Source organism: Streptomyces sp. JLYT201, from assembly GCF_059448825.1.
On sequence record NZ_CM182551.1, the window covers coordinates 6,168,275 to 6,191,795 of the forward strand.

At 72.9% G+C, this 23,521-nt stretch carries 19 protein-coding genes; 9 read left to right on the forward strand and 10 right to left on the reverse strand.

Annotated elements, in window-relative coordinates; all coding sequences use genetic code 11:
- Positions 1–55 precede the first annotated feature (55 nt).
- The gene (locus AC5WAM_RS25915; RefSeq protein WP_495518950.1) at positions 56–1,687 is read left to right on the forward strand and encodes a beta-N-acetylhexosaminidase; all 1,632 of its coding nucleotides are present in this window, start codon (positions 56–58) and stop codon (positions 1,685–1,687) included.
- A gap of 86 nt (positions 1,688–1,773) precedes the next feature.
- Here AC5WAM_RS25915 and AC5WAM_RS25920 read toward each other — a convergent pair whose 3' ends face one another.
- The 7 genes from AC5WAM_RS25920 to AC5WAM_RS25950 form a co-directional block, all read right to left on the reverse strand.
- Positions 1,774–2,352 (reverse strand): GNAT family N-acetyltransferase, encoded by a 579-nt coding sequence (locus AC5WAM_RS25920; protein ID WP_366792709.1) that lies wholly within the window; start codon positions 2,350–2,352, stop codon positions 1,774–1,776.
- A 30-nt stretch (positions 2,353–2,382) separates the two neighbouring features.
- Positions 2,383–3,825: a pyridoxal phosphate-dependent decarboxylase family protein gene (locus tag AC5WAM_RS25925; protein ID WP_495518951.1), complete on the reverse strand. Its 1,443-nt coding sequence runs from the start codon at positions 3,823–3,825 to the stop codon at positions 2,383–2,385.
- A 283-nt stretch (positions 3,826–4,108) separates the two neighbouring features.
- Entirely contained in the window at positions 4,109–5,146 is a 1,038-nt protein-coding gene (locus AC5WAM_RS25930; RefSeq protein ID WP_366792707.1) for an ABC transporter substrate-binding protein, read from the reverse strand.
- Positions 5,147–5,263: 117 nt separating this feature from the next.
- Positions 5,264–6,424: an acyl-CoA dehydrogenase family protein gene (locus AC5WAM_RS25935; RefSeq protein ID WP_495518952.1), complete on the reverse strand. Its 1,161-nt coding sequence runs from the start codon at positions 6,422–6,424 to the stop codon at positions 5,264–5,266.
- A gap of 5 nt (positions 6,425–6,429) precedes the next feature.
- Entirely contained in the window at positions 6,430–7,389 is a 960-nt protein-coding gene (locus AC5WAM_RS25940) for a hydroxymethylglutaryl-CoA lyase (RefSeq protein ID WP_495518953.1), read from the reverse strand.
- The gene (locus AC5WAM_RS25945; RefSeq protein ID WP_495518954.1) at positions 7,386–9,425 is read right to left on the reverse strand and encodes an acetyl/propionyl/methylcrotonyl-CoA carboxylase subunit alpha; all 2,040 of its coding nucleotides are present in this window, start codon (positions 9,423–9,425) and stop codon (positions 7,386–7,388) included. The genes AC5WAM_RS25940 and AC5WAM_RS25945 overlap by 4 nt, the downstream gene beginning before the upstream one ends.
- 20 nt (positions 9,426–9,445) lie before the next feature.
- Positions 9,446–11,062 carry a carboxyl transferase domain-containing protein gene (locus tag AC5WAM_RS25950; protein ID WP_366792703.1) on the reverse strand — a complete coding sequence of 539 codons (1,617 nt, stop codon included), beginning with the start codon at positions 11,060–11,062 and terminating at the stop codon, positions 9,446–9,448.
- 83 nt (positions 11,063–11,145) lie between these two features.
- Between AC5WAM_RS25950 and AC5WAM_RS25955 the strand changes: the two genes are divergently transcribed.
- The 3 genes from AC5WAM_RS25955 to AC5WAM_RS25965 all read left to right on the forward strand — a co-directional run bounded on the left by AC5WAM_RS25955 (position 11,146) and on the right by AC5WAM_RS25965 (position 14,049).
- Complete coding sequence (locus AC5WAM_RS25955; protein WP_495518955.1) at positions 11,146–11,775, forward strand: SACE_7040 family transcriptional regulator; 630 nt, start codon at positions 11,146–11,148, stop codon at positions 11,773–11,775.
- 169 nt (positions 11,776–11,944) lie between these two features.
- Positions 11,945–13,102, forward strand: a complete 1,158-nt coding sequence (locus AC5WAM_RS25960) for an acyl-CoA dehydrogenase family protein (protein WP_366792701.1) — start codon at positions 11,945–11,947, stop codon at positions 13,100–13,102.
- Between the two features lie 8 nt (positions 13,103–13,110).
- Positions 13,111–14,049 (forward strand): acyl-CoA thioesterase, encoded by a 939-nt coding sequence (locus AC5WAM_RS25965; protein WP_495518956.1) that lies wholly within the window; start codon positions 13,111–13,113, stop codon positions 14,047–14,049.
- A gap of 10 nt (positions 14,050–14,059) precedes the next feature.
- On the opposite strand, the gene AC5WAM_RS25970 is transcribed toward AC5WAM_RS25965, so the two are convergent.
- Entirely contained in the window at positions 14,060–14,845 is a 786-nt protein-coding gene (locus AC5WAM_RS25970) for a phosphatase (protein WP_366792699.1), read from the reverse strand.
- An 80-nt stretch (positions 14,846–14,925) separates the two neighbouring features.
- Complete coding sequence (locus AC5WAM_RS25975) at positions 14,926–16,470, reverse strand: PucR family transcriptional regulator (RefSeq protein ID WP_495518957.1); 1,545 nt, start codon at positions 16,468–16,470, stop codon at positions 14,926–14,928.
- A 134-nt stretch (positions 16,471–16,604) separates the two neighbouring features.
- Here AC5WAM_RS25975 and AC5WAM_RS25980 point away from each other — a divergent pair, with 134 nt between their 5' ends.
- From AC5WAM_RS25980 to AC5WAM_RS25990, 3 genes are all read left to right on the forward strand, one after another.
- On the forward strand, positions 16,605–18,053 hold the full coding sequence (locus AC5WAM_RS25980; protein ID WP_495518958.1) for a sodium:solute symporter family protein: 1,449 nt from the start codon (positions 16,605–16,607) through the stop codon (positions 18,051–18,053).
- A gap of 261 nt (positions 18,054–18,314) precedes the next feature.
- Positions 18,315–19,307, forward strand: coding sequence for an agmatinase (gene speB / locus AC5WAM_RS25985; protein WP_366792696.1), 993 nt, complete (start codon positions 18,315–18,317; stop codon positions 19,305–19,307).
- The gene (locus AC5WAM_RS25990; RefSeq protein WP_495518959.1) at positions 19,304–20,995 is read left to right on the forward strand and encodes a thiamine pyrophosphate-binding protein; all 1,692 of its coding nucleotides are present in this window, start codon (positions 19,304–19,306) and stop codon (positions 20,993–20,995) included. The genes speB and AC5WAM_RS25990 overlap by 4 nt, the downstream gene beginning before the upstream one ends.
- Here the strand turns inward: AC5WAM_RS25990 and AC5WAM_RS25995 are convergent, their stop codons facing one another.
- Positions 20,996–21,442 carry an ATP-binding protein gene (locus AC5WAM_RS25995; RefSeq protein ID WP_495518960.1) on the reverse strand — a complete coding sequence of 149 codons (447 nt, stop codon included), beginning with the start codon at positions 21,440–21,442 and terminating at the stop codon, positions 20,996–20,998. It lies immediately after the preceding gene.
- Positions 21,443–21,637: 195 nt separating this feature from the next.
- Between AC5WAM_RS25995 and AC5WAM_RS26000 the strand changes: the two genes are divergently transcribed.
- Complete coding sequence (locus AC5WAM_RS26000; RefSeq protein WP_495518961.1) at positions 21,638–22,396, forward strand: GntR family transcriptional regulator; 759 nt, start codon at positions 21,638–21,640, stop codon at positions 22,394–22,396.
- A gap of 141 nt (positions 22,397–22,537) precedes the next feature.
- The gene (locus tag AC5WAM_RS26005; protein ID WP_366792694.1) at positions 22,538–23,464 is read left to right on the forward strand and encodes a serine hydrolase; all 927 of its coding nucleotides are present in this window, start codon (positions 22,538–22,540) and stop codon (positions 23,462–23,464) included.
- Positions 23,465–23,521: the final 57 nt, after the last annotated feature.

A 23,521-nucleotide genomic window follows, 5' to 3' on the forward strand; every position in this document is an offset into this window, starting at 1 on the left:
GATGGTGACGGTTCGACTGCACCACATCCGCGTTGCCTGTCGAAGGGACCCGCTGGTGAGAAAGGACCACCGACCGACACGTGTCATCGGCTCTCTGCTCCTCATCGCCGCCGCCGGGCTGTCGACCGCGGCGGTCGCGCCGGACGGCGAACGCCGCCCCGCTCCCGCGCCCACTCCGCTCGGCCGGATCATCCCCGCGCCCCTGAAGGCCGAGGCGCACGGGCCCGGTTACGAGATCACCGCCGAGACCCGGATCCGGGTCGGCGACCACCCCGAGGAGCGCCGCGTCGGCGAGTACCTCGCCCGGCTGCTCCGCCCCGCCACCGGCTTCCGCCTGCCCGTCACCGACCGCGCGGGGCGCGACGGCATCCGGCTGCGCGTCGGCGCCGGGCACGCGGACCTCGGCGACTTCGACCACAAGGCCCTGGGCCGCGAGGGCTACCGGCTGATCTCCGAGCGCCGCTCCCTCACCCTCACCTCCTGGTCCGGCGCGGGCCTCTTCCACGGCGTCCAGACGCTGCGCCAGCAGCTGCCCGCCGCCGTGGAGAGGACCTCGCCGCAGCCCGGCCCCTGGCGGGTCGCGGGCGGCACCATCGAGGACGCGCCGCGCTACGCCTACCGCGGGGCCATGCTCGACGTGTCCCGCCACTTCTTCTCCGTCGACCAAGTCAAGGGCTTCGTCGACCGGTTGGCCCTCTACAAGATGAACACGCTGCACCTGCACCTGAGCGACGACCAGGGCTGGCGCATCGCCGTCGACTCCTGGCCGCGCCTGGCGGAGTACGGCGGCTCCACCCAGGTCGGCGGCGGCCCCGGCGGCCACTACACCAAGGAGCAGTACCGGGAGATCGTCTCCTACGCGGCCTCGCGGGGTCTCGAAGTGATCCCCGAGATCGACATGCCGAGCCACACCAACGCCGCGCTCGCCTCCTACGCGGAGCTGAACTGCGACGGCGTGGCCCCGCCCCTCTACACGGGCACGGAGGTCGGCTTCAGCTCGCTGTGCGTGCACAAGGACGTCACGTACGACTTCGTGGACGACGTGCTCCGCGAGCTCGCCGCGCTCACCCCGGGCCGCTACCTCCACATCGGGGGCGACGAGGCGCACTCCACCAGCCACGAGGACTTCGTGGCGTTCATGAACAGGGTGCAGCCGATCGTCGCCGAGTACGGCAAGACCGTGCTGGCCTGGCACCAGCTCACCGAGGCGACGCCCGCGCCGGGCGCCGTCGCGCAGTACTGGGGCTACGACCGCACCGGCCAGGCCGAGCGCGACCGGGTCGTGCGCGCGGCGCGCACCGGCACCGGCCTGGTGCTCTCGCCCGCCGACCGCTCCTACCTCGACCACAAGTACGACAAGGACACCCCGCTCGGCCTGAAGTGGGCCGGATACGTGGACGTGCGGCGGGCCTACGACTGGGATCCGGGCAGCTATCTGCCGGGCGCTCCGGCCGACGCGGTCCTCGGCGTCGAGGCGCCGCTGTGGACGGAGACCCTGTCGACGACCGCCCACCTCGACTACATGGCGTTCCCGCGCCTGCCCGGCATCGCCGAGCTCGGCTGGTCGCCCGCCGCGAGCCACGGCTGGGAGCCGTACCGGGCGCGGCTCGCGGAGCAGGCGCCGCGCTGGGACGCCCTGGGCATCGGCTACTTCCGGTCGCCGCAGGTGCCCTGGCCCGGGCGCTGACCGGCCGCGCACGACGGAGCGCGACCGCGGGCGCCGCGTACGGGGACGGGGTTGCGGAGGACCGTACTCCGCAACCCCGTCCGGTCTCAGGGGCGTGCCGCCGTCAGGGCGGGGCGGGCGGCCACGGCCCGGCGGACGGCGGCCGCCTCGAACCGCTCGCGGGTGCAGAGGCTGAGCAGGCCGTGCTGCTCCGGCCGCTCCACCTCGTACGCCGCGACGAAGCCCGCGACCTCGTGGAGCTCCTGCGCGCGGTGGTCGGCGGCGTCGGCCTCGACGACGACCCGTACCGTCCGGGGGTCGGCGAAGAGGTGCTCCAGGACCGTGGTGAGCGCCGCCTGGCCGAAGCCGGGGTCGCGGTCCGCGTCCGGGGCGACCAGGAAGCGCAGGCCGACGTCGCCGGGTTCGGGCTCGTAGGAGCCGACGGGTTCGGCGTGGCGCGGGTCGTGGCGCTCCACCAGGAACGCGGGCTCGCCGTCGCGCAGACCGACGAAGGCGTCGTGGTGCTCCTCGGCCGCGACGTGCATGTACGCCCGCTCCACCTCGTGGAGCCGCGCGCCCCACATCGGCCAGAAGACGGACCGGGGGTGCGTCACCCAGGGGTGGATGACCTGGGCGTCCGTGAAGGGGTCGAGCGGACGCAGGGTGAGGGTTCCGAAGGGGCTCATGCGGCGGACTCCTGACGCCGTTCGCGGGGGTCAGTTGGCGCGGTCAAGGCTCTCTCCCAGGTACTGCTCGGCGTGGCCCGCGATCAGGTCGAGCACGGCGGCGAGGTCGGCGGCCGTGGTCCCGGGGTCGCGCAGGGCGAGCTTCAGGTACTGGCGCTCGCCCGCCCTGGTGCCCGTGACCACGGCCGCGCCGGAGGCGAAGAGGGCCTTGCGGGCGTACAGGTTGGCGCGGTCGATGTCGGCGGGGGAGCAGATCGCGGCCGGGATGTAGCGGAAGACGAGGGTGGCGAGGTCGGGTTCGGCGACGACGTCGAAGCGCGGGTCGGCGGCGATGAGGTCGAAGCCGCGGGCGGCGCTCGCGCAGACCTCGTCGACGAGGTCGCCGAGGGCGTCCGCGCCCATGACGCGCAGCGTCAGCCAGAGTTTCAGGGCGTCGAAGCGGCGGGTGCCGCGCAGGGCCGTCCCGGCCCGGCCGGGGGCGCGTTCCCACGCGGCGCGGCGCGGGTCGAGCTGGTCCGCGGGGTCCGCCGCGTGCCGCAGCGTCGCCGCGTCGCGGACGAGGAGCACGGAGCAGTCGGCGGGCTGGAAGAAGGACGCGTGGAAGTCGACCGTCACGGAGTCGGCGCGCTCGATGCCGTCGAGGAGGTGGCGCCGGGTGCGCGAGAGGAGCGGCCCGCCGCCGTGCGTGGCGTCCACGTGCAGCCAGGTGCCGTGGTGCGCGCACACCTCGGCGAGCTGCGGCAGCGGGTCGACGGAGCCGAAGTCCGCGGTGCCCGCCGTCGCGACGACGGCCATCGGGACCAGGCCCTCGCGGGCGCAGCGCTCCAGCTCGCGGACGAGCGCCACGGCCTGCAGGCGCCCGGCCCGGTCGGCGGGGACGGCGACGACGGCGTCGGGGCCGAGCCCGAGGAGGTGCGCCGCCCTGCGGACGCCGGGGCGGGCCGCCGCGGACGTGAACACGCGCAGGGCGCGCGGGTCGTCCGCCCCGGCCTCCTCGCGGGCGAGCAGCAGCGCCTGGAGGCCGGCCTGCTCGCTGCCGGAGGTGAACACGCCGTCGGCGGCGGGGCCGAGCCCGACGCGCTCGGCCGTCCAGTCGACGAGGCGCTGCTCGATGAGGGCGGCGCCCGCGCACCGGTCCCGGCCGTCGGGCGAGGAGTGCACGGCGGACAGCACGGCCTCGCCGAGGACGGCGGGGATGACGACCGGCCCTTCGTGGCCCGCGAGGTGGTGGGGGTGGTGGAAGGAGACCGCGTCGCGCAGATAGAGCGCGTCGAGCTCGTCGAGGGCGGCCACGGTGTCGTGCAGCGGGGCTTCGAGATCGACGGCGCCGACGCGGGGGGACGGGTCGTCGGCCTGGACACCGGTGAACGGCCGGGAGGCGGCGGCGACTTCTGCGGCCACGCGCTCGACTCCCTCGGTCAGGCAGGCGCGGTACCGCTCGGTGGTCGTGTCGGTGAGCAGGTGCGAGCGCATGAACGGTCCTCCAGGTGAGGGGACTGGGGTCGCGCCCCGGGGGCAGGGCACAGCGGGGAGGAATCCGGGGCGCGACACTTAACTAAGGTTAGCCTAACCTAAGTTTAAATCAAGGGGGCGGGAGGGGGCCGAGAGGCGGCGGATACGCAGGAGCCGCCCGCTCCGCGGGGGCGGAGGGGCGGCTCTGGGTGGGGGGCCCGGCCTGAGGCCGGGCGTGGACCGAGGGTGGACGCGGTCCGGGGGCGGGCCCGCATCCGGGTGCGGGCCCCGTCCGGGCGTCGGGTCAGGAGACCTTCTTGGCCTTCTCGATCGCCTCGGCGAGGTCCTCCAGGATCGGCGCGCACTTGGCGTAGGAGAAGATCGGCTCCGTCACGCGCGGGATGACCTGCCCGGCCTTCACCGCGGGCAGCTTGCCCCAGGTGGGCTTCTGGTCCGCGAGGCCGTCCGGCTGGAGGGCGGAGGTGCGGTTGTCCATCATGATGACGTCGGCCTTGTACGTGTCGACGTTCTCCCAGGACAGGTTCTGGAACCAGCCGCCGCTCGCCTTCAGGGCCTGCGCCGGCGGCTCGACGATGTTCACGCCGAGGGCCTTGAAGTACTCCAGGTCGGCGGAGAGGTTCGAGCCGGAGACGTAGAAGACGTCCGCGCTCGCGGAGCCCACCAGGACCTTGATCTCGGGGCGGGACTTGGCGGCCTTGCGCAGCCGCTCCGCCGCCGCCTCGAAGCGCTTCTTAGCCTTGACGACCTTGTCGGCCCGCACGTCCGCGCCGAGCGACTCGGCGAGGGCGAGCAGCCGCTCCAGGGGCTTGGTCATCTGGCGGTCGTACACCGAGACGCCGACGCTCGGGGCGAGCTTGAGGATCTTGTCCTTGGACGCCTCGGGGACGTACCAGAGGGTTCCCTTGTCGTCGAACATGGTCGAGATCAGGACATCCGGCTGGAGTCCCACGTACTTCTCGATGTTGAACTGGTCCCACGCGTTGCCGAGGATCGTCAGCTTGCTGATGTCCATGTCGCCGGCCTGGACGTCCGCCTTGCCGTCCTTGGTCCTGGTGGGGCCGAAGACGCCCTTCACCTCGATGCCGTAGTCGAACAGCGCGGCGGCGACACCGGTGAACGCGACGATGTTCTTCGGCGTGGAGTCCTTCTTGGCCGTCTCGCCGCGGTCGTCCTTGAACGACCAGGGCCCGCCGTCCTTGCCGCCGCCGCCCTTGCTCTTGCCGCCCTTCTCGTCCCCGCACGCGGCGAGGGCTGCGGTGAGGCCGAGGGCACCGCCCGCGGCGAGGACGCCGCGGCGGCTGAGGTGGGGGAGACGGGACATGGGGGTCTCTGCTTTCGTAGGGAACCCCCTGACGGGGTCCTGGCCGGAAATCGTGCTTAGGTTAACCTAACCTTCCTTGCTGTCCGGCAGCGACCCCCACCTCGGCCACGGAGCGGGTCAGGACGTGAGGCCCAGCTCCCGGGCGATCAGCATGCGCTGGACCTCGCTCGTGCCCTCGCCGATTTCGAGGATCTTGGAGTCCCGCCACATGCGGGCCACGGGGTACTCGTTCATGAAGCCGTAGCCGCCGTGGATCTGGGTGGCCTCGCGGGCGTTGTCGACGGCGATCGTCGAGGAGTAGAGCTTGGCGAGCGCCGCCTCCTTCTTGAAGGGCTCCCCGGCCACGAGCCGGGACGCCGCGTCGCGCCAGGCGAGGCGCGAGGTGTGGGCCTTCATCTCCATGTCGGCGATCTTGAACTGGATGGCCTGGTTGGAGCCGATCGGCCGCCCGAAGGTGTGCCGCTCCTTGGCGTACTTCACGGACTGGTCCACGCAGCCCTGCGCGAGCCCCGTCGCGAGCGCGGCGATGGCGACGCGGCCCTCGTCGAGGATGCGCAGGAACTGGGCGTAGCCGCGGCCCTGCTCGCCGAGGAGGTTGGCCTTCGGCACGCGCACGTCCGCGAAGGACAGCTCCCGGGTGTCCGACGCGTTCCAGCCGACCTTCGAGTACGGCGCCGCCACCGTGAAGCCCGGCGTCCCGGACGGCACGATGATCGAGGAGATCAGCGGCTTGCCCGTGTCGGTGCGGCCGGTGACGGCCGTGACCGTGACCAGGCCCGTGATGTCGGTGCCGGAGTTGGTGATGAAGCACTTCGTGCCGTTGATGACCCATTCCCCGGTGGCCTCGTCCAGGCGCGCCGTCGTGCGGGTGCCGCCCGCGTCCGAGCCCGCGCCGGGCTCGGTGAGCCCGAACGCGCCGAGCAGCTCGCCCGAGCACAGCCGCGGCAGCCAGGTGCGCTTCTGCTCGTCGGTGCCGAAGAGGTGCAGCGGCATCGCGCCCAGCGAGACGCCCGCCTCCAGGGTGATCGCGACGGAGGAGTCGACCCGCGCCAGCTCCTCCAGGGCGATGCCGAGCGCCAGGTAGTCGCCGCCCATGCCGCCGTACTCCTCCGGGAACGGCAGGCCGAACAGGCCCATGCGGCCCATCTCGCGCACGATCTCGTACGGGAACTCGTGCCGCTCGTAGTAGTCGCCGATCTTCGGGGCGACCACGTCGTTCGCGAACGCCTCGACGGTGCGCCGGAGTTCCTCGTGCTCTGGGGAGAGGTGGTGGTCCATGGAGATCACGGCTCCTTGTGGGAGAGGGCACGCACGGTGCGGGACGGGCTCGGTCGGCCCAACTGGGTGGCCATCCACACGCTGGTGTCGGTGAGGCGGCCGAGGTCGACCCCGGTCTCGATGCCGAGGCCGTGCAGCATCCACACGAGGTCTTCGGTGGCGAGGTTGCCGGTGGCGCTCTTCGCGTAGGGGCAGCCGCCGAGGCCGCCCGCGGAGGCGTCGACGGTGGTCACGCCGTGCTGGAGCGCGCCGAGGGTGTTGGCGAGGGCCTGGCCGTACGTGTCGTGGAAGTGCACGCCGATCCGGTCCGTCGGCACGCCCTGTTCGTTGAGCGCGGCGAGCAGCGCCTGGACGTGGCCCGGTGTGGCCACGCCGATGGTGTCGCCGAGGCTCAGCTCGTCGCAGCCCATGTCCATGAGCGCCTTGCAGACGCGGACGACCTGGGAGACGGGGACCGGGCCCTCCCAGGGGTCGCCGAAGCACATGGAGAGGTAGCCGCGCACGTGGACGCGGTCGTGCGCGGCCTGTGCCGCCTTGGCGCGGGCCACCACCGGCTCGAACATCGCCAGGGCCTCGTCCACCGTGCGGTTCAGATTGGCCTTGGCGAAGGACTCGGTGGCGCTGGCGAACACGGCGACGCGGCGGGCGCCGAGCGCGAGCGCGCGGTCCAGGCCGCGGTCGTTGGGGACCAGGACCGGCAGGTGCACGCCCTCGATGTCGCCGAGCAGCGGGAAGAGCCGCTCGGCGTCCGCCAGTTGGGGCACCCACTTGGGGTGCACGAAGCTCGTGGCCTCGACGGTGGTCAGGCCCGCGTCGGCCAGGCGGTGCACGAACTCCGCCTTGACCTCGGTGGGGACCGTCGCCTTCTCGTTCTGGAGGCCGTCGCGGGCGCCGACCTCGTGGATGCGGACCCGGGCGGGCAGGCCCGGGGCGGGGACGGCCATGGGCAGGCCGGGGGCGGTCATGAGGCCTCCTCGACGGTCTCGTCGGGCACGACCACGGCCAGGACCTGGTCCATGGCGACCGTGGTGCCCGGGGTGACGTCGAGCTCGGTGACGGTGCCCGCGTGCGGCGCGGAGATGACGTGCTCCATCTTCATCGCCTCCACGACGAGCAGGCTCTGGCCCGCCGCCACGCGGTCGCCGGGGGTGACCTTGACGACGGTGACGGTGCCGGGCATCGGGGCGGTCAGCGCGTCCGCGCCCGCGTGGGCCGCGCCGGTGAGCGCGGCCTCCACCGGGTCGTGGTCCCGGACCTCCCAGGCGTCGCCGTCCCGGCCGAGCCACGTTCCGGCGCGGTGGAACCGGTGGGGCCCTGCCGGGGGCTCCCCAAGCCCGCCCCTTCCCGCAACCAGGGAGCTGCGCCCCCTGGACCCCCCATGGTCGACCTCGACATCGCCTTCGGCGGTGAGCCGGGTGCGGACGACGACCGGGTCGTGTCCCGGTACCCGGAGGTGGTGCACGGTCCACGCGGCCTCGCCGCCGAGGCGCCACCCGTTGGGTACGGAGAAGGGGTCGACCCACGAATTCAGCCCCTCCGGCGCCTGAGGAGCGGGGTCCGGGGCGGAGCCCCGGTTTCGGGAAGGGGCGGGGTGGGGGATACGTGCCAGCGCCGCGGCTTCGTACACCTCAACCGGTACCTCCGAGGCGACAAGCCCCTCGGCCTCCCGCTCCACCAGGCCCGTGTCCAGGTCCCCGGCCACCACCGCCGGATGGGCGAGCAGCCGCCGCAGGAAGCCGGTGTTGGTCGGCACGCCCAGGATCACCGTCTCCGCGAGCGCCGCGCGCAGCTTGCGCAGGGCCGTCGCCCGGTCCGGGCCGTACGCGATGACCTTCGACAGCATCGGGTCGTACAGGCTGCCGACCTCCGTGCCCTCGCTGAGGCCGGAGTCCGTGCGCACGCCGTCGCCGGAGGGCTCGCGGAGCAGCAGGACCGTGCCGCCGGAGGGCAGGAAGCCGCGGGCCGGGTCCTCGGCGCAGACGCGGGCCTCCACCGCGTGCCCGGTCAGCGTGATGTCGTCCTGCGCGAAGGGCAGCGGCTCGCCCGCCGCGACCCGCAGCTGCCACTCCACCAGGTCGAGTCCCGTGATCAGCTCGGTGACCGGGTGCTCCACCTGGAGACGGGTGTTCATCTCCATGAAGTAGTACGAGGACGGGTCGCTGCCGGGGACGATGAACTCGACCGTGCCCGCGCCGACGTAGCCGCAGGAGCGCGCGGCCTCGACGGCGGCGGCACCCATCGCGGCGCGCGTGTGCTCGTCGAGCAGGACGCTGGGCGCCTCCTCGATGATCTTCTGGTGGCGGCGCTGGAGGGAGCACTCGCGCTCGCCGAGGTGCACCACGTTGCCGTGGGCGTCGGCGAGGACCTGGATCTCGATGTGCCGGGGGCGGTCGACCCAGCGCTCGACGAGCAGGGTGTCGTCGCCGAAGGAGGCGCGCGCCTCGCGTCGTGCGGCGGCGATCTCCTCGCCGAGCAGCGCGGCGTCGCGGACCAGGCGCATGCCCTTGCCGCCGCCGCCCGCGGACGGCTTGAGCAGGACCGGGGTGCCGATCTCCCGCGCGGCGGCGGTGAGCTGGGCGTCGCTGAGGCCGCTGCCCGAGGAGCCGGGCACCACGGGGACCCCGGCCGCGCGCACGGTCTCCTTGGCGCGGATCTTGTCGCCCATCAGGTCGATCGCCGCGGCGGGCGGCCCGATGAAGACGAGCCCGGCGTCCGCGCAGGCCTGCGCGAAGGCGGCGTTCTCCGCCAGGAAGCCGTAGCCGGGGTGGACCGCCCGGGCGCCGGACGCGGCGGCCGCGGCGAGGAGGCGCTCCACCGAGAGGTAGCTCTCGCTCGCGGGCGCCGGGCCGAGGCGCACGGCCGTGTCGGCCTCGCGCACGTGCCGGGCGTCGGCGTCCGCGTCGGAGAAGACGGCCACCGAGCGGACGCCGAGGGAGCGCAGCGTGCGGATGACGCGGACGGCGATCTCGCCCCGGTTGGCCACGAGGACTGTCTCGAACATGCTCATTCCGTGTCTGCCCCTCACATCCGGAAGACGCCGAAGCCGCGTTCGCCCAGGGGCGCACCGGCACACGCGGTCAGGGCCAGGCCGAGCACCTGGCGGGTCTCCAGCGGGTCGATGACGCCGTCGTCCCACAGGCGTGCCGTGGCGTAATAGGCGTTGCCCTGCTGTTCGTACTGCGCGCGGACGGGGGCCTTGAAGGCCTCCTCGTCCTCCTGCGACCACGGCTCGCCGCGCGCTTCGAGCTGGTCGCGCTTGACGGTGGCGAGCACGGACGCGGCCTGCTCGCCGCCCATCACGGAGATCTTGGCGTTCGGCCACATCCACAGGAAGCGGGGCGAGTAGGCCCGGCCGCACATGGAGTAGTTGCCCGCTCCGTACGAACCGCCGACCACGACGGTCAGCTTGGGCACGCGGGCGCAGGCCACGGCGGTGACCATCTTGGCGCCGTGCTTGGCGATGCCGCCCGCCTCGTAGTCCTTGCCGACCATGAAGCCGGAGATGTTCTGGAGGAACACCAGCGGGATGCCGCGCTGGTCGCACAGCTCGATGAAGTGGGCGCCCTTCTGGGCGGACTCGGAGAACAGGATGCCGTTGTTGGCGACGATCCCCACCGGGTGGCCGTGGATGTGCGCGAAGCCGGTGACGAGCGTCTGGCCGTACTCCGCCTTGAACTCGGCGAAGCGGGAGCCGTCGACCACGCGCGCGATGACCTCGCGCACGTCGTACGGGGTGCGGGAGTCCACCGGCACCGCGCCGTACAGACCGAGGGGGTCGACCTTCGGCTCCTCGACGGGCCGCACCTCCCAGGGCAGCTGTCCGCGCGCGGGGAGCGTGGAGACGATCGTGCGCACGATGCGCAGCGCGTGCGGGTCGTCCTCCGCGAGGTGGTCGGTGACGCCGGAGACGCGGGAGTGGACCTCGCCGCCGCCGAGCTCCTCGGCCGTGACGACCTCGCCGGTGGCCGCCTTCACCAGGGGCGGGCCGCCCAGGAAGATCGTGCCCTGGCCGCGGACGATGACGGCCTCGTCGCTCATCGCCGGGACGTACGCCCCGCCGGCGGTGCAGGAGCCGAGGACCGCCGCGATCTGCGGGATGCCCGCGCCGGACATCCGGGCCTGGTTGTAGAAGATCCGCCCGAAGTGCTCGCGGTCGGGGAAGACCTCGTCCTGCATCGGCAGGAAGGCGCCGCCGGAGTCCACCAGATACAGACACGGCAGGCGGTTCTCCAGGGCGATCTCCTGGGCCCGCAGGTGCTTCTTGACCGTCATCGGGTAGTACGTGCCGCCCTTGACGGTGGCGTCGTTGGCCACGATCACGCAGTCGCGGCCGCTGACCCTGCCGATGCCCGCGATGACGCCGGCCGCGGGGGCGTCGCCGCCGTACATCCCGTCCGCCGCGAGCGGGGCCAGCTCCAGGAACGGCGAGCCCGCGTCGAGCAGCGCGTCGACGCGGTCGCGCGGCAGCAGCTTGCCGCGCGCCACGTGCCGCTGCCGGGCGCGCTCGCCGCCGCCGAGCCGGGCGGCGGCGAGCTTGCCGCGCAGCTCGGCCACCAGCGCGGCGTGCGCCGACTCGTTCGCCCGCCAGGCGTCCGACGCGGGGTCCGCCGCGCTCGTGAGGACCGGTGCCTGTTGCATCCGCTGTGCTCCCCGGGTTAGTGAGCGTTAACGTCAGGACTTCAGGTTAACGACCGCTAACGGCCCTGTCTAGAATCGTTTCCATGGCCACCAGGACCGACGCCCCCACCCGCCGCGAGCAGATCCTCAAGGAAGCCGCCCGGCTCTTCGCCGAGCGCGGTTTCCACGGGGTCGGCGTGGACGAGATAGGAGCCGCCGTCGGCATCAGCGGCCCCGGTCTGTACCGCCACTTCCCGGGCAAGGACGCGATGCTCGCCGAGCTGCTCGTCGGCATCAGCGAGCGGCTGCTCACCGGGGGCAAGCGCCGGTCCGCGGAGGCCGCGGGCTCGCCCGTCGCCGCCCTGGACTCGCTCATCGAGGGCCACATCGACTTCGCCCTGGACGACCGTCCGCTCATCACTCTCCACGACCGCGAGCTGGACCGCCTCCGGGACAGCGACCGCAAGATGGTGCGCCAGCTCCAGCGGCAGTACGTGGAGCTGTGGGTGGCCACCGTCCGCGAGGTGTATCCGGGGCTGCCGGAGGTGGAGGCGCGCGCGTCCGTACACGCGGTGTTCGGGCTCCTCAATTCGACGCCGCACCTGGGGCGCCCCGGAAGGGAGGAGACGGCGGCCCTGCTGCACAGGCTGGCCCGAGGGGCGCTGGCGGCGGCACTTCCGAGCCCGTCCGGGGTGAATTCAAGCCCGTCGAGGGGGCACCTCCCTGCTCCTTAAGAGCTTGGGGGAGTTTGAGGACGAGAAAGGCCGAAGGCCACGAGGGCCCGCGCCTCCGCCGGTTACGGCTTTCGCTCTGGACGGTCACGGAAACCCATGGGTAACCTCGACCTGAGCAAGCGCTTAGCCAACGGCGCTTGGCCGGATCCGTGACCCAGGGAGCTCAGCCGTGCGGCGTACCGTCTTCAACGAGGACCACGAGGCATTCCGGGAGACCGTCCGGGCCTTCATCGAGGCCGAGGTCGTGCCCGTGTACGACGAGTGGTACGCGGCGGGCCAGGCGCCCCGCGACTTCTACTACAAGCTCGCCGAGCTCGGCGTCTTCGGCATCCGCGTCGAGGAGGAGTTCGGCGGCGCGGGCATCGACTCGCACAAGTTCGAGGCCGTCATGTACGAGGAGACGGCCCGCGCGGGCGTCTCCTTCGGCGGCTCCGGCGTGCACGTGCTGCTCGGCCTGCCGTACATCCAGATGCTCGCCACCGACGAGCAGAAGAAGCGCTTCCTGCCCAAGTTCGTCTCCGGCGAGGAGATGTGGGCGCTCGCCATGACCGAGCCGGGCACCGGCTCCGACGTCGCGGGCATGAAGACCACGGCCAAGCTCTCCGCGGACGGCACGCACTACGTCCTCAACGGCGCCAAGACCTTCATCACCGGCGGTGTGCACGCCGACCGCGTGATCGTCTGCGCCCGCACCGCCGCGCCCGGCGCCGAGGACCGCCGCCACGGCATCTCGCTGTTCGCCGTGGACACCAAGTCCGAGGGCTACTCCGTCGGCCGCAAGCTCGACAAGCTCGGCCTGAAGGTCTCCGACACCGCCGAGCTGGCGTTCGTCGACGTCAAGGTCCCCGTCGAGGACCTCCTCGGCGAGGAGAACAAGGGCTTCTACTACCTCGGGCACAACCTCGCCTCCGAGCGCTGGGGCATCGCCTTCGGCGCCTACGCGCAGGCCAAGGCCGCCGTCCGGTTCGCCAAGGAGTACGTCCAGGAGCGCACGGTCTTCGGCAAGTCCGTCGCCTCCTTCCAGAACACCAAGTTCGAGCTGGCCGCCTGCCAGGCCGAGGTGGACGCCGCCGAGGCCGTCGCCGACCGCGCCCTCGAAGCCCTGGACGCGGGCGAGCTGACCCCGGCCGAGGCCGCGTCCGCGAAGCTCTTCTGCACCGAGGTCGCGCACCGCGTCATCGACCGCTGCCTCCAGCTCCACGGCGGCTACGGCTTCATGAACGAGTACCCGATCGCCCGCCTGTACGCCGACAACCGCGTCAACCGCATCTACGGCGGCACCAGCGAGGTCATGAAGATGATCATCGCGAAGTCGATGGGCCTGTAACCCCGCCCATGAGCGAGGAGAACGGGGCCCACGGCGCTCGCGGCCCCCTGGACGACCTGCTCGTCCTGCTCGACCTGGAGCGGGTCGAGCAGGACATCTTCCGCGGGGTGAGCCGCTCGGCCCTGGTGCCGCGCGTCTTCGGCGGCCAGGTCGCGGCCCAGGCTCTGGTCGCGGCGGGCCGCACCGTACCGGACGACAGTTCCCCAAGCTCTCGGCTTCGCTCGAGCAGGGGAGGCCCCACTGCCCACTCCCTGCACGCCTACTTCCTGCGCCCCGGCGACCCCGGCGCGCCCATCGTCTACACCGTCGACCGCATCCGCGACGGGCGCTCCTTCACCACGCGCCGCGTCGTCGCCGTGCAGCACGGCCAGCCGATCTTCCATCTGTCGGCGTCGTTCCAGGCGTACGAGGAGGGGCTCGAACACCAGGTGGGGATGCCCGCGGCGCCCGACCCGGAGACGCTGCCCACGGCGGCGGAGGCGCTGCCGTTGCACCTGCCGCCGGACGTCGCCCGGCGGCTGGTCGAGGCGCGCGCCGCCGTCGACCTGCGGTACGCGGACCTGCCGCCGTGGGGCACGGTGGGACGCCCCCGGGAGCCGCGCTCCCAGGTCTGGTTCCGCACGAACGGCAAGCTGGCGGGGGAGCACGCGGGGTCGCTGCTCCACCTGTGCCTGGCCACCTACGTGTCCGACATGACGCTGCTCGACTCGGTGCTGCTCGCGCACGGGCGCGGCGGCTGGGCCGTCGGGGACGTCGTGGGCGCGTCGCTGGACCACGCGATGTGGTTCCACCGGCCCTTCCGGGCGGACGAGTGGCTCCTGTACGACCAGGAGTCCCCGTCGGCGGGCGGCGGCAGGGGCCTCGGCCAGGGCCGCATCTGGACCCGGGACGGCAAGCTCGCCGTCACCGTCATCCAGGAGGGCGTCGTCCGGGTGCCGAGGCCCTGACGGGCCCCGCTCAGGCCTGCGGCAGGCCCGCCGCGTCGAGCAGGTAGGCCGTCATCGGGTCGTAGAAGCGCGGGCTCGTCACGTGGTCGTCCAGGGGGACCGCCACCTGGAGCGTGCCCTCGGCCTCCGCGATGAACAGGGCCGGGTCGTTGCAGTCCGCGTAGCCGACGGCGTCGATGCCGCGCTGGCCCGCGCGGCCCGCCCAGCCGTGGTCGGCGACGACCAGGTCCGGCAGGGGGCGCTCGGCGCGCAGGAGGCCGTCCAGGACCGCGTTCATCGGCTCCGGCGAGTGCGTGTGCCACAGCGTCGCGCCGCGCTCCAGGACCGCCACGTCCGCGAACTGGAAGAGGAAGCCCTCGTCCGCCGTCAGGCCGTCGGGGATGACGACGATCTCGCAGCCCGCCGCGCGCAGCGCGGCCGCCGTCGCCCGGTGCACGTCGAGCAGGCCGCCCGGGTGGCCGGTCGCGAACAGGACGCGCTCCTTGGCATCGGCGGCCTTGCGCAGCCGGCCCGCCATCCGCTCCAGGGCGTCGACCGTCAGCTCCGGGTCGATGGTGTCCTGGCCCTGGCGGTGCAGCGGGTCGTCGATCACGCCGCAGCGCTCGGCCATCACCGCGAGCACGTCCTGCTCGTCGCTCCAGCGGTCGTCGAGTTCCAGGCCGAGCCAGTAGTGACGGTCGCCGTTCGCGAGCTTGCGGTAGTGGTCGAGGTTGTTCTCGCGGGGCGTGGCCACGTCGCCCGCTATGCGGGTGCGGACGAGGTGGTCTACGAGAGCTGCGCGGGTCGGTGTCGGCATGGGTCCATTGTGCCGTCGGCCCCTCGCACCCATGTGGCGGAGCCACGGAGTGGTGCCGCCCCGCGCCCCTTCGGGCCTCGTCAGCCGGGGTGGTTCAAGGCGAACCACAGCTCCATGCGTACGTCCGGGTCGTCCAGGTCGGCGTCCAACAGGGCGGCGCAGCGGGCGACGCGCTGGCGCACGGTGTTGCGGTGCACCGACAGGGCGCTCGCCGTGCGGTCCCAACTGCCGTGCAGGGAGAGCCAGGTGCGCAGCGTCTCGGTCAGGGCCGCGCTGCCGCCGAGCGGAGCGAGCAGCACGCGCGCGTGGGCGTCGGCCTCGGCGGGCGCGACCAGGGCGGCCAGGCCCGTCTCGCGGTGCCGCACCAGCGGGACGCGGGTCGCCACGGCCCTGCGCACGGCCCGCGCGGCCTGCGCGTCGGCGGCGGCGAGGGCCTCGGCGGCGGCGGGCGCGGACACCCCGAGGGTCCAGCCGCCCTGCGCGGTGACCTCGCGGTCGGCGGGCAGCAGCAGCGCGGTGGTCTCGGGCCCGGGGTCCACGAGGGTGCTGCCGAGCGCGGTGGCCAGGGCCGCGGGGGTGGGCGCCGGCGTGCCGGAGCCGCGCTGCGCCCGCGCGTGGACCACGGTCCAGCGGTCGGCGCCCAGCAGGGACGCCACCTCGTCCGGGCCCGCGCCGAGCAACAGCCGGACGAGGGCCGCGGAGCGCGCGGACTCGGTGGCGCCCTGGTGGGGCGCGGTGAGCAGGGCGAGCAGGACGGCGGCGACCTGGGTGACGGTGTGGTCGCCCGGCTCGCGGCGCGGCGTCGCGACGCCGAGGGCCAGGCCCTGCGGCCCGGCGAGCGCGTACGCGGCGAGGTGCGTGGTGCCGACGGTGTCCGTGCCGGAGGCGGGGGCCGGGCGGGGTTCGGCCGGGTGCAGCACGACCCCGGCGAGCCGGTCCAGGGCGGCCAGGGCCGCCTCGCCCGGCGGGGTGCCCGCGCTCTGGGCGGGCGTTCCGTCGGCGGTGTGCAGGACCGCGTACCCGTCGAGGCGCGTGGCCAGCTGCCGCAGCAGCGCGGGCACCGGGTCGGGCCGTGCGGCGGCGGCCGCGAGGCCCTGCTGCGCCTGGGCGACGCGGCGCAGCTCGGTGTGCCTGGCCTCCGCCATCAGCTGCCACACGGCCCGCGCGACCCCGCTGAACGTCGTCTGCGGCGGCACTTCGAGCAGCGGCAGGCCGTGGCGGTCGCAGGCCTCCACCAGCGCGCGCGGCACGGTGTCGTGCACGGGGGCGACGCCGAAGCCGAGGGCCGCGCCGCCCGCCGCCACGATGCGGGACACGTACGTGTCGAGGAGCGGCCCGGCGGCCGCCGTGTCCGGCACGTGCACCCCGGCCGTCAGGAGCAGCTCGCCGCCCAGGAGGTACGGGTAGGGGTCGGCCATCTCCGAGGTGTGCACCCAGTGGATGTCGGCGGCCGCCGCGTCCGGGCCCGCGATCTGGCGCAGGCCGAGGCCGTCGCGGGCGAGCAGGGCGGTCAGCGGGACGGGCGGCGTGGGCGGGGCCGAGGGAGAGGGGGGCGACGGCGGCGGGGCCGACGGCGGCAGGGCCGACGGGGACGGGGCCGACGGGGGCGGGCTGGACTCCGCCATGGTGGATGATCCCTCCATCCGGGCCGGGAAAAGTAGAGGAAACGTACACTTCAGCGATGCTTTCCGGCCACCTAGGGTCGTGTCGACCGTCACACCGAGGTCGTCCCCCTCAGGCGCGTGAAGGAGAGATACCCATGGCTGTCGACTATGCGGTGATCGTCGTCTATCTCGCGGGGATGCTGGCCATGGGCTGGTGGGGCATGCGCCGCGCCAAGTCCAAGAGCGAGTTCCTGGTCGCGGGCCGCCGCCTGGGGCCGTGGATGTACTCCGGCACGATGGCCGCGATCGTCCTCGGCGGCGCCTCCACCATCGGCGGCGTCGGCCTCGGCTACACGCACGGCCTGTCCGGCGCCTGGATGGTCTTCACCATCGGCCTGGGCCTGCTCGCCCTCTCCGTCTTCTTCTCCGCCCGCATCGCCCGGCTGAAGGTCTACACCGTCTCCGAGATGCTCGACCTGCGCTACGGCGGCCGCGCGGGCGTGCTGTCCGGCGTCGTCATGTGGGGCTACACGCTGATGCTGGCGGTGACCTCCACCATCGCGTACGCCACCATCTTCGACGTCCTGTTCGACGTGAACCGCACGCTCGCCATCGTCATCGGCGGCTCCATCGTCGTCGCCTATTCCACGCTCGGCGGCATGTGGTCGATCACGCTCACGGACATGGTGCAGTTCGTCGTCAAGACGATCGGCGTGCTGCTCCTCCTGCTGCCCATCGCGGTCGTCAAGGCGGGCGGCTTCGGCGAGATGAAGGCGAAGCTGCCCGGCGAGTACTTCGAACCGTTCGGCGTCGGCGGTGAGACGATCTTCACCTACGTACTGATCTACACCTTCGGCATGCTCATCGGGCAGGACATCTGGCAGCGGGTGTTCACCGCGCGCAGCGACAAGGTCGCCCGCTGGGGCGGCACGGTCGCCGGTACGTACTGCCTCGTCTACGCGCTCGCGGGCGCCGTCATCGGCACCGCCGCGAAGGTCATGTACCCGAACCTGCCCAGCCCCGACTCCGCCTTCGCCACCATCGTCAAGGACGAACTGCCCATGGGCGTGCGGGGCCTGGTGCTCGCCGCCGCGCTCGCCGCCGTGATGTCCACCTCGTCCGGCGCGCTCATCGCCTGCGCGACCGTGGCCAACAACGACATCTGGTCGCGGCTGCGGGGCGCGTCCGCGCAGGGCGACCCGCACGACGAGGTGAAGGGCAACCGCGCCTTCATCCTCGTCATGGGCGTCGGCGTCATCGGCGTCTCCATCGCCCTCAACGACGTCGTCCAGGCGCTGACCGTCGCGTACAACCTGCTCGTCGGGGGGCTGCTCGTGCCGATCCTCGGCGGGCTGCTGTGGCGGCGGGGGACCGGGGCGGGCGCGCTCGCCGCGGTCGTCGCGGGCGGGCTCTCCGTGATCGGCCTGATGTGGCACTACGGAATCCTCGCGAACGAGCCCATCTACTACGGGCTGCTGACCTCGCTCGTGGTGTACGTGGCCGTCTCGCTGTCCACCCGCCCCACCGACGCGGGGACGCTCGCGGCTTGGCGTGACCGGGTCGCCGGCCGCGAGGCCGAGGCGGAGGTGCCCGTGACGGCCTGACTTCCTCCCCCACCCCGCCCCTTCCCGATTCCTGGGGGCTCCGCCCCAGACCCCCGCTCCTCAAATGCCGGAGAGGCTGAAAACCCTGCCTCAACCGGTGACAGTTCCAGCCCGTCCGGCGTTTGAGGACGAGGCGCGGAGCGCCGACAAACGGGGGTCCAAGGGGGCAGAGCCCCCTTGTTCGGGAAGGGGCGGGTCCGGGGCACACCCGTGAGGGTTCACACTGTTTACGCACATTCGTTACACCAGGAGACACCGACCATGAGCAGCACCGAGAACACCCCCCAGGGCGCCTCCGCCGAGCCCCGCGGCCCGGTGGACTCCTCGCGGATCCCGCGCTACGCGGGCCCCGCGACGTTCGCCCGCCTGCCCCGCCTCGACGAGGTCGGCACCGCGGACGTGGCGGTCGTCGGCGTCCCCTTCGACACGGGTGTGTCCTACCGTCCGGGCGCCCGCTTCGGCGGCAACGCGATCCGGGAGGCGTCCCGCCTGCTCCGCCCGTACAACCCGGCCCAGGACGCGTCCCCGTTCGCGCTCGCCCAGGTCGCCGACGCCGGCGACATCGCGGCGAACCCGTTCAACATCAACGAGGCCGTGGAGACCATCGAGGCCGCCGCCGACGACCTGCTCGGCACCGGCGCCCGGATGATGACCCTCGGCGGCGACCACACCATCGCGCTGCCCCTGCTGCGCTCGGTGGCGAAGAAGCACGGCCCGGTCGCGCTCCTTCACTTCGACGCGCACCTCGACACCTGGGACACGTACTTCGGCGCCGAGTACACGCACGGCACCCCGTTCCGCCGGGCCGTGGAGGAGGGCATCCTCGACACCGAGGCCCTCAGCCACGTCGGCACCCGCGGCCCGCTGTACGGCAAGAAGGACCTCACCGACGACGAGAAGATGGGCTTCGGCATCGTCACCTCGTCGGACATCTACCGGCGCGGCGCCGACGAGGTCGCCGACCAGCTGCGCCAGCGCATCGGGGACCGGCCGCTGTACATCTCCATCGACATCGACTGCCTCGACCCGGCCCACGCCCCGGGCACCGGCACCCCGGAGGCGGGCGGCATGACCTCCCGCGAGCTCCTGGAGATCCTGCGCGGCCTGGCCTCCTGCAACCTGGTCTCCGCCGACGTCGTCGAGGTCGCCCCGGCCTACGACCACGCCGAGATCACCGCCGTGGCCGCGTCCCACACCGCGTACGAACTGACGACGATCATGTCCCGCCAGATCGCGGAGGCCCGCGCCAAGTGACCCACGACCACGACCTGGAACTGAGGCCCACCGCCGCGCAGACCGAGGCCGCCCTCCACCCGCCCGCCGGGCGCAACGGCGGCGACCTCGTCGTCGAGACCCTGCGCGGGCTCGGCGCGGCCACCGTGTTCGGCCTGCCGGGGCAGCACGCCCTCGGCATGTTCGACGCGCTGCGCCGCTCCGACCTGGCCTACGTCGGCCTGCGCGTGGAGAACAACGCCGGCTTCGCGGCGGACGCGTACGGCCGGGTGACCGGCGAGGTCGCGCCGCTGCTCCTGTCGACGGGGCCGGGCGCGCTCACCTCGCTCGCCGCGCTCCAGGAGGCCGCCGCCGCGAGCGCCCCGGTGCTCGCCATCGGCAGCCAGGTCCCCGTCGCCGGGCTCGGCGGCGGGCGCCACGGCTATCTGCACGAACTGCGCGACCAGCAGGCCTCGTTCCGGGACGTGGTCAAGTCCGTCCACACCGTCCGCACCCAGTCCCAGATCCCGTCCGCGATCGCGGCGGCCTGGGAGTCGGCCCTCACCGCGCCGCACGGCCCGGTGTGGGTGGAGATCCCGCAGGACGTGCTGCTTGCCGAAACGACGCTGCCGCAGGTCACCGCCGTCGACGCGACGCCGCGCGACCTCGTGCCGCGCCCGGAGCTGACCGCCGTGGCCGCCGATCTGCTGACGCGCGCCGAGCGCCCGGTGATCATCGCGGGCGGCGGGGTCGTCCGCGCCGACGCCTCCGGCAAGCTCCGCGCGCTCGCCGAGAAGCTGAACGCGCCGGTCGTCACCACCTTCGGCGGCAAGGGCGCCTTCCCCTGGGAGCACCCGCTGTCCCTCCAGTCCTGGCTGGAGGACCGGCACACCACCGACTTCCTGGAGGACGCCGACGTCCTGCTCGTGGTCGGCTCCGGGCTCGGCGAACTCTCCTCGAACTACCACACCTTCGCGCCCCGTGGCCGGGTCGTCCAGATCGAGGCCGACCCCGGCAAGCTGGAGTCCAACCACCCCGCGCTCGGCATCCACGCCGACGCCCGGCTCGCCCTGACCGCGCTCCTGGAGACGGTGGGCGAGCGGCCCGACCCGGCCGCGCCCGAGCGGGTCGCGGCCGTCCTCGCGAAGGTCCGCGAGCGGATCGACGGGCAGGAGCTGACCCTGGAGCAGGACGTGCTCGCCGCGGTGCGGGCCGCCCTGCCGGACGGTTCGCCGTCCTTCTGGGACATGACGATCCTCGCCTACTGGGCGTGGTCCGCCTTCGACGCGCGGCGCCCCAACACCATGCACTCGGCGCAGGGCGCGGGCGGCCTCGGCTACGGCTTCCCGGCCGCGCTCGGGGCGGCCGCCGCCGACCCGACGCGGCCCGTGCTCGCGGTCTCCGGCGACGGCGGCGCGATGTACTCGATCGCCGAGCTGGCCACCGCCCGGCAGTACGGCCTGAACGTGACCTGGCTGATCGTCGACGACGGCGGCTACGGCATCCTGCGCGAGTACATGGCGGACGCCTTCGGCGAGGCGACCGCCACGGAGCTGGCCCGGCCCGACTTCGTCGCGCTCGCCGAGTCGTTCGGGGTGCCGGGCGTGCGGACGTCGCCGGAGCGGCTGCGGGACGACCTGGCGAAGGCCCTGGCCGCGCCGGGACCGAGCGTCGTCGTGCTGCCCGCGCTCCTGCGGATGTTCGCACCGACGCACCTCGGCGGGAGCTGATCACCACTGGGGTGGCGGCAGCCTGAGTTCCGCCCACACCGCCTTGCCGATCCCGTACGCGCGCTGACAGCAGCCCCACCGTTCGGACAAGGCGACCACCAGGGCGAGCCCCCGGCCTCGCTCGTCATCAGCCCGCGCCTCGCACGGCGCGGGCTGCGCGGCGTTCGCGTCGGCGACCTCGATCCGCAACCGCCGTCCGCGATGGGTGATCCGGACGCCGATCTCGCGGCCTGCGGGAACGCGCGCGTGCTGGATGGAGTCGGTGACCAGCTCCGAGAGCAACAGCTCGGCAGTGTCCGCCACTTCGCCGTCGATCTTCCACGCGGAGAGCTGCTCGCGCAGCAGAGTACGGGCATGGCCTGCGCTTCGGGGGACGCGGGGCAGCTGCCACTTGGCTTCGAAGTCCCCGGAGCTTGCCGGTTGCCCGGACGCGGTGTGGGCTGACACAGGTACCTCCATGTGGGGCTCCGGACCTGATGGGACATCTCTAGAGATGTTGCTAGTGAAAGTGAAGCGGAGTCCCTTTCGATGTGTCAACACATCTCTAGAGATGCATGGGATCGGCTGCGAAGGCTCGATGCCCGACTGCGTTCCGCGACGCGCGGTGCTTAAGGTGTCTAGAGATGATCGGAGGAGGTCCGGATGAGCGGCCGGGGTAGCGAACGCCAGCCCAAGTACCAGCGCATCGCCGCGGAGCTGAGGGCGGGGATCGAGGCTGGGGAGTACGGGCCGGGGGAGCGGCTGCCCGGTGAGAACGACCTCATGGCGGCCCACGGCGTCGCGCGTATGACGGCTCGGCAGGCGCTCGCGCTTCTGCAGGCGGAGGGGCTCGTCGAAGCGCGTAAAGGTGCCGGGGTGTTCGTCCGGGACTTCAAGCCGATCCGCAGGCACGGCGTCGAGCGCCTCGCGCACACCCAGTGGGGCTCGGGGCGCTCGATCTGGGCCGCCGACGTCGGTGGGCGCGACTTGGTGGTCGACTCCGTCGAGGTGGCAGAGGAGGCCGCCCCGGCGGCGGTGGCCGGAATTCTGGAACTCGGTGAGGGGGACCGCGTCTGCGTACGGCGACGTCGGTTCGTCCTCGACGGCAAGCCGGTGCTGCTCTCCGTCTCCTACCTGTCGGCGGAACTGGTCAGCGGGACGCCGATCGCCCAGCCGGACACCGGTCCGGGCGGAACGTACGCGAGGCTCGGAGAACTCGGGCACCGGCCGGTCCGGTTCCGCGAGGAGGTCCGCTCACGCATGCCCAAGGGCGACGAGTCCGCTCGCCTTGACATGTCGCCCGGCATGCCGGTCATGCTCATCGGCCGCACCGCGTACGACGAGCAGGGGCGTGCCGTCGAAGTCAACGAGATGGTCCTCGACGCGTCCGCGTACGTCTTGGAGTACGCCTTCGAGGCGTGAAGGCCCGGCCTGACCCCTGTGTGACGAAGACGGCAGCGACAGATGCCCCACAGTCGTACAACCATTCACCCTTGTAGGTGAGTCATGGGATGCGCGTGCGCCGGGGGCGCACGCGTGTACCGAACTACGGGGGGAACCTCCATGACTCACCGCATATCCCGGCGTGCCCGCGTGCTGAGCGCAGGCGTCGTCGCCGCCGTCCTCGTGCCGGTCGCGGGGACGGCCGTCGCCACCCCGGCCGCCGCCGCGACGCCCCAGGTCACGTGCACCTCGGCCCAGCCGGACCTGGCGAAGAAGCTCGCCAAGGACATCAACGCCGCGCTGAAGAACCGCAAGGGCACCATCGCCGTCGGCTTCCACGACAAGGCCACCAAGACGACGTGCACCCTGCGCGGCACCACCGCGTTCGACTCGGCGAGCGTCGTCAAGGTGACCGTGCTCGCCACGCTGCTGTGGGACGCGAAGAAGAACGACCGGTATCTGACGGACCGCGAGTCCAGCCTCGCCAAGGCCATGATCACCAAGTCGGACAACAACGCCACCAGCGCGCTGTGGCGCCAGCTCGGCGCGGGCAAGGTCAAGAAGTTCCTCGCCGCCGCGAAGATGACCAAGACCGTGCCCGGCTCGGGCGGCTACTGGGGCCTGACCCGGATCAACGTCCAGGACGAGCAGAAGCTGCTCGCCCTCGTCACCGCGCCGAACTCCGTGCTCAGCGACAACGCGCGCGCCTACATCCTGAAGCTGATGAACCAGGTCGTCCGCGACCAGCGCTGGGGCACCCCGGCGGGCGCCCCCACCGGCGTCAAGACCCACGTCAAGAACGGCTGGCTGCCCCGGGCCACGCACGGCTGGCGCGTGCACAGCATCGGCGCCTTCAAGGGCCGCGGCCACGACTACACGATCTCCGTGCTCACCCACGGCAACGGCTCCATGAACTACGGCGTCGACACCATCCAGCGCGTCTCCAGGGCCATCCACAAGGACCTGACCCCGCTGACCCAGGCCCCGCAGCGCTACGCCCCGACGGACACCCCGAAGGAGGCGTCGGTCCCGGTCCCGCAGTCCTGACGAAGAGCCCCTTCATCCCGCCGCGTTTGTTGCGGCGGGATGAAATCGGCTCCCCGC